15 protein-coding genes are annotated in these 11,928 nt (G+C 49.9%); 9 read left to right on the top strand and 6 right to left on the bottom strand.

Features of this window, described 5'->3' with window-relative positions:
* The first annotated feature begins 83 nt into the window (after window positions 1-83).
* Entirely contained in the window at window positions 84-401 is a 318-nt protein-coding gene (locus NTE_RS09815; RefSeq protein WP_158385402.1) for a MarR family transcriptional regulator, read from the top strand.
* Between the two features lie 3 nt (window positions 402-404).
* On the opposite strand, the gene NTE_RS09810 is transcribed toward NTE_RS09815, so the two are convergent.
* Window positions 405-767, bottom strand: a complete 363-nt coding sequence (locus NTE_RS09810; protein ID WP_158385399.1) for a cyclophilin-like fold protein — start codon at window positions 765-767, stop codon at window positions 405-407.
* 132 nt (window positions 768-899) lie between these two features.
* Between NTE_RS09810 and NTE_RS17145 the strand changes: the two genes are divergently transcribed.
* On the top strand, window positions 900-1,313 hold the full coding sequence (locus tag NTE_RS17145; RefSeq protein WP_148700856.1) for a DNA-directed RNA polymerase subunit K: 414 nt from the start codon (window positions 900-902) through the stop codon (window positions 1,311-1,313).
* A gap of 101 nt (window positions 1,314-1,414) precedes the next feature.
* On the opposite strand, the gene NTE_RS09800 is transcribed toward NTE_RS17145, so the two are convergent.
* On the bottom strand, window positions 1,415-2,818 hold the full coding sequence (locus tag NTE_RS09800; RefSeq protein ID WP_226986942.1) for a dihydrolipoyl dehydrogenase family protein: 1,404 nt from the start codon (window positions 2,816-2,818) through the stop codon (window positions 1,415-1,417).
* Between the two features lie 208 nt (window positions 2,819-3,026).
* Here NTE_RS09800 and NTE_RS09795 point away from each other — a divergent pair, with 208 nt between their 5' ends.
* The 3 genes from NTE_RS09795 (at window position 3,027) to NTE_RS09785 (ending at window position 4,802) form a co-directional block, all read left to right on the top strand.
* Window positions 3,027-3,500: a hypothetical protein gene (locus NTE_RS09795; RefSeq protein ID WP_148700855.1), complete on the top strand. Its 474-nt coding sequence runs from the start codon at window positions 3,027-3,029 to the stop codon at window positions 3,498-3,500.
* Window positions 3,501-3,724: 224 nt separating this feature from the next.
* On the top strand, window positions 3,725-4,162 hold the full coding sequence (locus NTE_RS09790; RefSeq protein ID WP_226986941.1) for a DUF1801 domain-containing protein: 438 nt from the start codon (window positions 3,725-3,727) through the stop codon (window positions 4,160-4,162).
* Window positions 4,163-4,178: 16 nt separating this feature from the next.
* Window positions 4,179-4,802, top strand: a complete 624-nt coding sequence (locus NTE_RS09785; protein WP_148700854.1) for a dihydrofolate reductase family protein — start codon at window positions 4,179-4,181, stop codon at window positions 4,800-4,802.
* Between the two features lie 24 nt (window positions 4,803-4,826).
* Here NTE_RS09785 and NTE_RS09780 read toward each other — a convergent pair whose 3' ends face one another.
* The 3 genes from NTE_RS09780 to NTE_RS09770 are packed head-to-tail and all read right to left on the bottom strand — an operon-like array spanning window position 4,827 to window position 6,395.
* Window positions 4,827-5,657 (bottom strand): helix-turn-helix transcriptional regulator, encoded by an 831-nt coding sequence (locus NTE_RS09780; RefSeq protein ID WP_148700853.1) that lies wholly within the window; start codon window positions 5,655-5,657, stop codon window positions 4,827-4,829.
* A gap of 60 nt (window positions 5,658-5,717) precedes the next feature.
* A complete protein-coding gene (locus NTE_RS09775; protein WP_148700852.1) occupies window positions 5,718-5,936 on the bottom strand; it encodes a hypothetical protein in 219 nt (72 codons plus the stop codon).
* Window positions 5,937-5,990: 54 nt separating this feature from the next.
* Window positions 5,991-6,395 carry a transcriptional regulator gene (locus NTE_RS09770; RefSeq protein ID WP_148700851.1) on the bottom strand — a complete coding sequence of 135 codons (405 nt, stop codon included), beginning with the start codon at window positions 6,393-6,395 and terminating at the stop codon, window positions 5,991-5,993.
* A gap of 260 nt (window positions 6,396-6,655) precedes the next feature.
* Here NTE_RS09770 and NTE_RS09765 point away from each other — a divergent pair, with 260 nt between their 5' ends.
* The 4 genes from NTE_RS09765 (at window position 6,656) to lsrF (ending at window position 11,335) form a co-directional block, all read left to right on the top strand.
* Window positions 6,656-6,838 (top strand): hypothetical protein, encoded by a 183-nt coding sequence (locus NTE_RS09765; RefSeq protein ID WP_148700850.1) that lies wholly within the window; start codon window positions 6,656-6,658, stop codon window positions 6,836-6,838.
* Window positions 6,839-7,564: 726 nt separating this feature from the next.
* A complete protein-coding gene (locus NTE_RS09760; RefSeq protein ID WP_158385396.1) occupies window positions 7,565-9,277 on the top strand; it encodes a discoidin domain-containing protein in 1,713 nt (570 codons plus the stop codon).
* Between the two features lie 132 nt (window positions 9,278-9,409).
* Entirely contained in the window at window positions 9,410-10,456 is a 1,047-nt protein-coding gene (locus tag NTE_RS09755; protein WP_148700848.1) for a zinc-dependent dehydrogenase, read from the top strand.
* 33 nt (window positions 10,457-10,489) lie between these two features.
* On the top strand, window positions 10,490-11,335 hold the full coding sequence (gene lsrF / locus NTE_RS09750) for a 3-hydroxy-5-phosphonooxypentane-2,4-dione thiolase (RefSeq protein WP_148700847.1): 846 nt from the start codon (window positions 10,490-10,492) through the stop codon (window positions 11,333-11,335).
* Here lsrF and NTE_RS09745 read toward each other — a convergent pair whose 3' ends face one another.
* Window positions 11,336-11,746, bottom strand: a complete 411-nt coding sequence (locus tag NTE_RS09745) for a YybH family protein (protein ID WP_226987268.1) — start codon at window positions 11,744-11,746, stop codon at window positions 11,336-11,338.
* Window positions 11,747-11,928 lie beyond the last annotated feature (182 nt).

Below are 11,928 nucleotides of genomic sequence, written 5' to 3'. Positions count from 1 at the left end.
GCTTGGACGGTTCCCGTTTTAAGGTTTCTTTGAATATGAATATATTAAAGGGGAAATCGATAACAAGCCAGAGAGATTACGATATGGGCGGAAACAAGAACAAGCCGGCGGCAAAGCAGGACAAGGGAACGGCAGTTGGGCCTGCAGGCGAGATAAAGCCGGCAGCAAAGGAAGAGAAGAAAAAGCCGCAGCAAAAGCAAAGGCTTGCGGTAACCATTGACGAGAACCAGGGCATGAAGGCCATCCAGGGCATGAAGGCGATCACTGTCCAGTCGGTTGCCAAGGCTGCAGGAGTCAAGATCTCGGTGGCAAATTCGCTTGTCAAGACGCTTGAAGCCAAGGGAGTAGTCAAGAAGGTCGGCGGGTACAGCGGCCACAGGGTCTACGCGAAGGTCAAGTAGCAGCTATAACTTTTTTACGGCTATAACGTCGCCTGTCTGCACGTCTTCGACAATTTCCATATTGTTCACTATTTTGCCTATTGCGTTCATTGCCTGCGTCGTGCAGTCCTTTATGATAAAGCAGATGGCGCCGTTTGACGGCAGAAACGCAAGGTCGCCACGCTTAAACTGCGTCTTTGCCTTTTCCGCGCCAATGACAAGGCCGGTTTCGATGTAGACGAACTTGTCCTCAAGCCTGTGCACTCTGTCCTGCACAGGCAGACCCTTCAGCAGCGCGCTCGTGGTCAGCGGCGCAAGGTGTCGCACCAGCTCGCATTCTGCAGAGCCCTTGCCCGCAACTTCTGCCACCAGCCGGACCCTTGACACTGAACCACCAGTAGCCTGCACATCGACTGAAAAAGCGTCGATGTAATGAAAATGTTTCTGGAAAACCGCAAAAAAGCATCTTGAAAAATTCGCAACATTTAATTAGATAGCAACCAACTTTTCCATACATTCTTGGTAATCAAGCGCTTTACAAAAAAACCTGCCGCACGCAAGTCTGCCGTGTCCAAGACCAAGGGTAAAAAGGGCGCGGAAGAGGAAGTAGAGGAGACCAAGAAGTCGAACCGCCCAGCCGACGAGGTGGTGACTTATTCAGAGCAAGAGTACGAGCTGAAAGAAGTCCCGGCGCAAGGAAACAAGATCCTCATTGGTCTGCCGTGGCTCACAAGGTTTGAGCGCGCAAGGATAACTGGAGCCCGCGCGCTGCAGCTGTCACTGGGTGCGCCGCCTCTGATAAAGCCAGACGGTGCAAACACATCCATTGCGCTTGCGATGCTTGAAGTCGAGAAAAAGGCGCTCCCAATATCGATACGCCGCATCCTGCCAAACGGCATGTACCAGGACATACCTATCGACTGGATGAAATAACGGTAATAATCATCATCAATCAATTGGTTACGTTATGCTGGCCCATCACACACAATAATCTTTTTGCCGCCCGGCTAGGGCTGATTGTGAAAAGCTATACATTATCCGATGGCATCGGCGGCTCTAGAGACGACTTCTGACAAAGCTGGGTGGATGTGGACGGTCCTTTGTATGTCCCCTATGGTTCCGCTGCCTGCCCTCATTGAAACAAGTACCTCATGTATGAGGATCGACGCGTCTGTGCCAAGAATGTGGCATCCAAGAATTTTCCCGTCATTTTTGTCTACAAGGAACTTAACAAAACCATCGTTGTCCTCAATAGCTTCGCCCATTGCAGTCTGCGCGTACGGATAAACCGACTTTGAATATTTTGCCCCTTTTTCTCGCAGTTCCTGCTCGGTGTAGCCAGCGGCTGCGACTTGGGGTGAGCTAAAAATCGCATGCGGCATCGCAGTATAATTGACAGGAATCTTTTTGTCAGGATGGGAAATAATGTTGTTAAACGCATACTGCGCTTCCAGGTTTGCGCTGTGCCTAAATTGGTACTTGCCTACTGCGTCACCAAGGGCAAAAATGCCCTTTACGTTCGTTTCAAGGAATTCGTCGACTATTATGTAGCCTCTGCTGTCGGTTCCAACTCCCGCAAGATCCAGTGCGAGCGTGTCTGAATTCGGAACCCTGCCTGTAGCCAGCAAAAGCTGGTCAGATTCAATCTCTATGTCTTCCCCTGTCTTGCTTCTTTTTGCCGAGACTATGATCTTATCATTTCTTCTAGTTATGAGCTGTGTATCAAAACCAAGATACACATTGTACTTTTTTGAAAGTATCTCGGTGAACTTGTGCGACACCTCCTCGTCCTCTCGGGTCAACAACATGTCACTTTTCTGGATTATGTTTATCTTTGTGCCAAGCGAGCCAAAAAAGTGCGCCAGTTCAGCCGCAATGTATCCACCGCCTATAATAGTAAGAACGCGCGGCTGCTTTTCCAGGCGAAGCGCCTCGTCGCTTGTGATGTACACGCCTTTTTCCAGCCCCGCTATTTTGGGAATCATAGGTCTCGTACCGGATGCCAAGAGGATTCTTTCAGCAGTGATGATATGGTCTTGTCCTACCAAGATCTCTTTTTTCCCAACAAACCGGCACTCCACCGGGAATAGCCGCGGATTATCTATTTCAGAAAGTGCACTTCGTATCCCGTCAGATTCAGAGTCGATTATGCCGTTTGTTCGCCTGATTATTTTCTCAAAGTCTACTGAAAATTTTTCCACCCTTATACCAAATTGCTCCGCGGTGCGAATAGTCTGGGCAACATCTGCGCTGTGTATCAGAAGCTTGGACGGTATGCAGCCCCTGTTCAAGCAAGTTCCACCCATCTTGCTTTTTTCAACTAGGGCAACTTTGAGCCTAGACTGCGCAGCGGCGTTAGCCACGTCCAGCCCTGCGCCGCTTCCTACCACAATCAGATCGAATTTCTCGACGATATTTTTGGACCTTTCCTGTGCCACAAGTACTTTTTATGATCTCTAGCATATAACATCCGGTCAAAGGCGGCAAACGGCGAGGTAGCAGCGGACAAAATATTATTAACGACAACAAATCGCCTCAAGCGTTTTTGAAAGCACCTTTTCAGGATTATTTACAAAAACAAACCAATTGTGGCAAGAAAAAAGCGATTCTGTAAAGTCATTATAGGCATGTACGCGTCAATGGAATATGGAGCTTGGGAACGCCAAAGTCTACACGTCAGACAAAAAGAGTGCAGGCAGGGTAACTAGGGTAGACACGGAATATTTTACGACTTTCAAGAAAGGGCTCACAGTTGACGAAGAGTACCGGATCCCACTTGATGCCATATTGGATGTCCAGACAACAGAAAAGTCGGCCGTTGTCAAGCTTGCCTTGAGCAGAGAGCAGCTCAAGCACGGCTATGAAATTTTAAAAGGCGAGCCTAATTCAGAGCTTGTAAGCGGCAAGGCAGAATCAGAGCTAAAGATTCCATTCAAAAAGCAGGTAATCCATTATGAAGCGACAAAGCCTTTGGAAGAAAATATTGCCATTACGCCTTCAAAGGAGGGCCTGCCGCACGACACCCAATATAGCTGCGACATGTGTGCAGAAAAATTTGATGACGCCGACAGTCTTCAAACCCATCGTGCAGACGTGCACAAGGGGGCGACCGGAATCTAGTCGTGCGCGGCACGCTAGTTGTTAATGACTAAAAACATGCGGCTGGTGCACAGCATATAGTACAAGATAATAATTAACGCAGTGTCAAAATGGCTTTTTTCCGATGGTTGTCATGCAACAAAAAAAATCCTAGCTCGATTATGATGCTTTCTGGATATTGCGTCGCATATTTCCGTCTTGTTTTGCCCTTGCCTGGCAAACATCGCCGGCGATCCTTTTTCTGATTGACAAGCCACCCCTTGGGGCGGAATGCCTTTTATATTATCTGGCATAGGGCAACTATGAACAAGAATAATCCATCAAAACTGATTGATAAACAAATTGCAGACATGGCCGATTGGCGCGGTGAAATGTTGGCAAAGCTGCGCAAGCTTGTCCATGAAGCGGATCCAAGCCTTAAAGAAGAATGGAAGTGGAATACTGCAGTCTGGACTCACGATAACGGGCTTGTTTGTGCAGCAGGAGCTTTCAAGGATCACATCAAGATTAACTTTTTCAAGGGCGCCTCCTTGGAAGATCCGCACAAATTGTTCAATGCAGGCTTTGAAGCAAAGGCGACAAGGGCAATCGATTTTCACGAAGGCGATGGCATTAACGAGTCTGCCTTGAAGGATCTCATTCGTGCTGCAGTTGCGTACAACAATAATAAAATGAAAAAATGACTAGAGATGAAAAATAGTGGGAAAAGTTGCTGCGGGCATGTCAATGTCGATGGACGGATTTATTGCCGGGCCAAATGACGATGTCGAGCGGCCCCTGGGCGATGGCGGCGAACGGCTCCACGAATGGTTATACGATCTGGCGAGCTGGCGCAAACTCCACGGTCTTGCCGGCGGCAAGACGAGCCGCGACGCCGAGATTCTTGAAGAATCATTCAACACTTCAGGAGCATTTGTTATGGGCAGACGAATGTTTGACCTTGGGGAAAGGTATTGGGGCGACAACCCTCCTTTTCACATGCCGGTGTTCGTAGTCACGCACAATGCGCAAGAAAAGCTGGTCAAACAAGGGGGCACGACATTTGCCTTTGTCACCGACGGCATTGAAAGCGCTCTGCGGCAAGCGCAAGAAGCCGCCGGCGACAAAAATGTCCTGGTATTAGGTGGCGCAAACATCATCCAGCAGTACTTAAAAGCAGGGCTGCTTGACGAAATACAGGTTCACTTAGTGCCCGTACTGCTCGGCGGCGGTAGGAGGATGTTCGACAATATCGACACAGGACACATTGAGCTGGAAAGAACCAGGGTAATAGAGTCCCCACGTGTGACGCACCTTGGGTTCCGCGTCGTAAAGAAAAATTAATAAGGGTCATTGGGTTGCTGGCGCCTAGATCTCTTTCAGGTGGCTTTCATCGAATATGTCCGAGCCGTACCATCTATACCTGAAATAGTCTAGGCACCACTCGTGAAAAAGCGGGTCGGTGCTGAAAAATATCATGTTCATGTCAGTCTCCCCTTTTTGTGTGGGAAACATCACGGCGGCCTGCTTTTCGTTCAGGATAACCGCAACCTGCACCCTGTCGACCATCCTGCGCTCTATTGCGCCCTTGGTCAAAAGCTCGCTGTGACCCAGTTTTTTCAAAAGGTCTTTTCTCCCCTTTGGAATGATGACGTTCTTTGGAAGCACGTAACTGTACTTCACTCCTTTTTCCTTGACCCTGCTGAGCGCCGGCTCGATAAGGTCGATAGGCACCTGCGGCACTATTTCATAGATGTATTCATCAGACTCTCGGTAGATGTCTTTCCAGCGCTCAAGTATTGCGACCACGCCCTTGATAAACTCGCACTGGTCCAGCGCGCCAAGCCGCATGATGAACTTGAACGGGAGCTCGCCGAGGATGTGCTCGGAGAAATACTCCTTGTGCTTTGACAGGTAGTTAAACGTCGGGATCTGCTTGATTATCGTGTTGCCAAAGGTCGTGAGCGAGAATATGCCCTCAGGGTCTTTCTCTATCAGGCCGGCATCCTGAAGGCGGTTGACGTTTCTGTGGGCTTCCTGCATGGTTATGTTAAGGTCCTTGGCAAGCTGCGATATCTTGGCCTTTTTCTCGTTCAGCCTGAAGAGAATCGAAAGGCGCTGCTCGCTTGCAAGCTCAAAAAACGTCTTTTCAGTGTTGGCGTAGGCGCTCACAAGGTCTTCGTCTTGGGCAGGAGGCATATGGGATAATAAACCAACAGGTCGACATCATTTTAAGCGTTGCCGGTTGACTGCTGGTTTTTAGTGGTGCGAATGTTCCTCTGTGTGAGGATGAGAGCGGTTTGATTTCTTCGTGGTGTACCTGCCAAGCACGACGAGTGCGATGCCGACAGCAATGAGGACAAGAGCTGCAGGTACTGCAGCAGCCCACGTCGTGTTCATCTGCGCGGCAAACATGAAAAGCGCTCCAAGAAGCGCCAGGGCGGCACCTGCGATTGTTTCGCCGTTGATCCGTTCCATGATTGAATCAAAAATCACTAGGGACTGTATATTAATTTTTGTCAGAAGCGATTGCTATTGCTCGCGAATGAGTGTGCCCCTGCACTGCTCGCAAACGGTCTCGTCAATGTTCGACTCGATGCTGTGGTGCACGTCGCATATGAGGAGCGAATAGCGCATGTAGTTTGTCAGGCCGACGAACTTTGCAAGGGTGCTAGGGGTGTACGCCTTGTTGGTAGAAAGTTCGCGTGCAATGTCGTCGATCATGCGCATCACCTCGCGGATGCCTTCCAGTTTTGAGATGAGTTCGATGTCGCCCCTTGTTCCCCTGACATAGTTGCTCACCGCAGCCTGCGTGATGCCAAGCACCCTGGCGACGTCTTCCTCCTTGAGTGAATACTCTTTTATCAGTTTCTTGGCAAGGATCGCCCTCACTGCAGGAATGAGCGACTTTGCTTCGATCTCTGAGGGAAGGAGCATGTTTTGTGAACAGAGGCAACTTTGGTTTTTTTCTATTTAACAGTTACTATTCAACATCCTACAAGTCGTGCACGAAAGTTTTTCAGGCCATGAAAAAGGCGACCCCCTGTCAATTGCTTGTTTGCGAGATCAGGCAAAAATGCAACATATTGCTCATTTCGTGCTTTTTTGGGCATACAGTAAATACCTTGATGATTATTTAATTCATCGAATCCTTTAGATATATATTAAGAGAGCGATGAGACAATACTGCCAATAAAATGAAAGAAGGCACCTCAACAAAGGTCCTGACAAAAAAGGAAGACAAAGAGTATGACCGCCGTAAGCTGATCGAGCTTGGAGTGGATCCAGAGTTTTTGAAATTCCTAAGCGATGAGCAAGCAAGAGAGCTCTTAAAGGCAATGCTCTACCTCATCACAAAAAGTCAAGACGGGTACGTTTGATTCTCCAGGTTCAAGCTGTACATACTCTGCATAACCGTACAAACATGCACATACCTCTTCCCCAATCGAACCTCGTAAATATCATAAGAACAATATTCTTAGCTAAGATGAAGTTCCCGTCATTTGGAAAAAAGTTCAAGTGCACAGTCTGCGGCGACAAGTTCAAGACAGAGGCAGAGCTTGAAGATCACAGGGTAAAGATGCACGCCACGTCAACACGATAAAAAATCTCAAACGAGGTCAATTGCAATGATATAGACTCATTGCATTCAGCAACCTTTTATTTTCTTATGCGGCAACTGTCGTTGCCAGAGTCAGCACTCGAAGACAATTCCAGTTCAGAAAGGTAAAATTCGGGCGGTGCATCATCAGTTGCATCCCAGTTCTTCCTGATCCTGCTACTACTTTAGTTTCGCATTTTTTGAGGCGGCAAGAGTGCTTTGTAACGGCCATAGACATCGATAACAAAGACCATCACTTGGCATAGTTCACTCCGTGTGCCGAGTGGACAAGCAAAACCAATAACAGCATGAAAACAGCAATGCAGTTATGCAGGTTTAGCAAAATTGTGAAATTTAACGTATTACTTAAAACGAATATTGTCATTACTAATATTCCTTATAAGAAACTCATAGAAGTTGCTTACCTAATGTTATTAATGAATAATCTACTGTCAGCCGTCACACCACCATGCGAATCTCAGCAACGGTGAACCACCTAATGAAAATGCCGGACAGAGGAGGCATCAGCAAGCGACTTGTTTTTTTAAGTGTAGGCGCGATGCTGGTGCTCTCTCTGCCGGCAGCCGCAGGGGCGATTCCTTACGCAAGCGCAGCCCCGGCCTGCGTGGCGTTGCAGGTGACAAAAGTGTCTGCATCAGGAAATGACGGGAACGTGCCAAAAAACACCATTGACGGCAAGCTTGGTACAAGATGGTCAAACCTTGGCAAAGGCTCCTGGATATCAATGGACCTGGGAGGGATTGTAAACGTCTGCTATGTAGACATTGCCTGGTACAAGGGAGACACGAGGCAGAACACATTTGTAATATCGCATTCTCCTGACGGCAGGACCTACATCCAAGACTATTCTGCCAAAAGCTCGGGCACGACAGCCAGCCTTCAGAGATACAACTTTGCAGACGTCAGCGCAAGGTTCGTCAGGATTACGGTGAATGGCAACACAGAAAACAACTGGGCATCCATCACGGAAATCAAGGTGTACGGATATGTTTCAGGCGGTACGCAGGACACGATCAGGCCCTTTGTAACCATAGACCAGCCGGCAGACAGGAGCGAGATAGTCACGTCGTCTTCCACCGCCACCACTGCAACGGTCAACATCATGGGCAAGGCATCTGATTCTACCAGCGGGGTAAAGCTGGTCGAAGTCAGAACCGACAATAATGCGTACCAGCCTGCGTCGCCTGCCTCCCCGGGTGACTGGTCAACGTGGACTAATTCTCGTACACTGGCAGTTGGAAACCACGAAATAGCTGCACGCGCAACTGACAATGCAGGAAACCAGCAGGTATTTACCATTTCAGTAAAGGTTTCCCAAAAGCCGGCGGATACGCCGTCGCCACCGACAACACCACCAGGCCCAGGCCCCACACCGACCAAGGACAGGTTTGGCATTACAAAGATCAATCCAACCGCAGCCGGCGGAATGGAATGGTCTTCAAGCTGGGACAACGGGCACGCCAGAACTATTGGAAACGCGATAGACCCTGACGACAAGTGGTTCGATGCAGCACACGGGGAAGGAAGGTACGCCATCGACGGCAAGGGCACGCTGACAGCATCTGGAGACTTTGTACGGATGTACGTGCATGACCCTGCCAAGGAAAGGGAATGGTCAGAGAACCTGGAAATAACGATGTACATCAAGAGGATCAGTGAAACAAGGACCGTTGACTACTCTGGCCTCCAGGTGTTTGCCCGTACAAACCATGGCACAAACGGCAACGAAGAGTCAAACCTATGCGATGACCGTGGTTACGGCGGCCTCGTAAACATCAACGGCGAATGGTCTTTTGAAAAAGAGACTGCACACCACCTGGACAACGGCTATGCTGGCGCAGCAGGCGAAAGGCCTTCTGGCGACCTTCCAAAGAACACCTGGGTGGGCTTCAAGTACGTCCTTCGCAACATGGACGACAACACCAAGGTGAAGCTGGAGCTGTACCGCGACACAACGGGAGGAGCAAACGGAGGCAACTGGCAAAAGGTGACAGAGTTTGTTGACAGCGGCAAGAACTTTGGCAATGGCCACGGCGCGTGCAGGTCAGGCGTAAACCCTGCGCTGCCACTCATACACTCTTTCATAAACAGCAGCAGTGAATCAAAAGAGCCCATGCTTACCGTCTACGCAAGGCACGAATACGGAACTATGGCGTACTCGGACTTTACAATAAGAGAGATCGATCCTCTCTCCTAACTTTTTTTCTTTCTCGATAAAAGATTGTTCTTGCTTGCCATAAGAAACGTTGTACATGATTTTACACGCAAAAAAAGACGCGCCGATTCATTCAAACGCTATTTATAGACCGCAAGCATATCCCCAAAAGGCATGAAGGCGGTTTTTGTCAAGGGCCACAGCGCTGTTTCAGTCGACGAGATAAAGGCTCCAGAGATGGCAAGCGAGGGCGACGTACTTGTGCGCATGCGCGCCTGCGGCCTCTGCGGCTCTGACTTGGAGAAGGTTTACGGGGAGTACGGCATGTCGTCTGGCAGGCTGGGTCATGAGCCGGCCGGCGAGGTAGTCGCAGTCGGCAAGAACGCCAAGGGCTTTGCGCCCGGCGACCGCGTGTTCATACACCACCACGTGCCATGCTACTCTTGTCATTACTGCCTGCACGGCGATTATACGATGTGCCCCGAGTACCAGAAAAGCAACATTGCACCCTGCGGCCTTGCAGAGCAGTTCATTGTGCCCGAGTGGAACGTGTCAAGGGGCGGCCTGATAAAACTGCCCGCAGGCATGACGTTTGACGAGGCGTCGCTTGTCGAGCCATTGGCATGCTGCATCAGGGCATGGAACAAGTGCAATTTCCAGCGCGGCGACGACATTGCGGTGCTTGGCGCCGGCCCTGCAGGGCTGATGCATGTCATCCTTGCAAAGGCGTTTGGCGCAGGCAGGGTGTTTGTATCTGACATCAATGATTTCAGGCTTGACTTTGCCAGGAAAAAGTACGGAGTAGAGACATTCAATTCCATTTCAACTCCCGACTTTGCCCAGAAGATCAAAGAGCAGACAGGGGGACGCGGGGTCGACATTGCAGTCGTGGCGACAGGAAGCACCAAGGCGCTGTTGCAGTCGTTTGACATGACGAGGCGGGCGGGCAAGATAATGCTGTTTGGCGTGCCTTCCAAGGGCTCGGCAGTGTCGTACGACATGAGCAAACTGTACTCTAACGAGCACTCGCTTATACCAAGCTATGCAGCGTCAGAAGTCGAGACAAACCAGGCGATAAAACTGATAGCAGAAAAGCGCATCGAAATCGCGTCGCTCATTACGCACCGCTTTGACATCAGCGACGCGTCTGAGGCGATAAAGTGCGCGCACGAAGCCAAGGACGCGATGAAGGTCATCGTGACCACGGGGAACAATATATAAATAATAAAAACAGCCATTTCCCGCCGATAACAAATGGACTGGGGAATGAAAAACCGCCTTTCAAAGATAATTCGCCCTCAAGACGGCCGCTGCCTCATGCTTGCAGTCGACCACGGCTACTTCCTTGGCCCCACGGAGCGCCTGGAAAATGCTGCCGAGACCATAGCCCCACTTCTCCCGTACGCTGATTCTCTCATGCTTACCCGGGGGATTTTGCGCAACTGTGTTCCTGCAGAGCGAGACATACCAATAGTGCTTCGCGTCTCTGGCGGGACGAGCATCATCGGCGAGGACCTGTCAAAGGAGACGATAACGACTTCCATCGAGGAAGCAATCAAGCTTAACGTGTCGTGTCTTGCGCTTTCAATATTTGTCGGAAGCAAGTACGAGCACCAGACACTGGCAAGCCTTGGCAAGCTCGTCGACGAGGGAGAAAAGTACGGCATCCCTGTCCTTGCGGTCACCGCGGTGGGAAAAGAGATGGGCCGCGACGCCCGCTACCTGGGCCTTGCGTGCAGGGTCGCGGCAGAGCTAGGCGCGCATGTTGTAAAAACGTACTATTGCGACAACTTTGAGAAAGTCGTCGAGGCGTGCCCCGTCCCGCTAGTGGTGGCAGGAGGCAAAAAGCTGCCTGAGATGGACGCGCTAAAGCTTGCTCACGACTCGGTCACCCATGGCGCGTCAGGAGTCGACATGGGCAGAAACATCTGGCAGTCTGATTACCCCGTTGCCATGGTAAAGGCAGTCAAGGCAATCGTGCACGGCAAGGCAGACGTCAAGGAGGCTTATGACGTGTTCCTGCGCGAGCGCGAAAAGTCCAAGGCAAAAGAGCCGCAGAAAATAGTCAAGGCAATAAGCAGATCTGCCGACTTTGATTGACTAGCTAGGCATTCTGGAAAAGTGCTGGTGGAGCATCTTCCACTCTTCTTTCTTTTTGTCCTTTTGAAACATGATTGTGACGCGGGACTTGTTGTTGATTGCAGTCCCGCGGAAACTATAGTCGTCGACAATGATGCCGGTGCTCTCTAACGCAAACGTCGCGATTGCGACTTCGCCCGCCACTATTTCGATCTTTAGGTCGTTTATCTTGAAATCATAGTCAGAGATGCTTGCAAACTGTAGCTGCTCCAGCATGAGCGCCCTGTCAGCGTCGCGCAGGTCGTACGGTGGCGAGTCGCCAAACTTTGTGAATCGTTCTGCAAAAAAGGCGGGTATATGCTCGATCTCCTTGCTCTTGGCTATCTGGAAATATTTGTAAATCAGGTCCCTGATTTTAGTAGAATCCGTCACGGACAATATAATGTTCGCTGACAGGTATAGCACAAAACTTTATAAATTATATCACTGCAATCTGTTCTGGATGCCCCACACAGGCAGCGAAAGTTCTAGGCACAAGGTTAAGATTCTGGTCCTGTTGCTACTTGCCTAGACAAATCTCTGCTGACCAGCGGGCGTTTGTCTTGAAGAATCAT

Origin of the sequence: Candidatus Nitrososphaera evergladensis SR1 (assembly GCF_000730285.1) — an archaeon.
Taxonomy (GTDB): Archaea; Thermoproteota; Nitrososphaeria; order Nitrososphaerales; family Nitrososphaeraceae; genus Nitrososphaera; species Nitrososphaera evergladensis.
The sequence above is the reverse complement of the archived record's forward strand: the minus strand, read 5'-3'. Positions and strand labels throughout refer to the sequence as shown.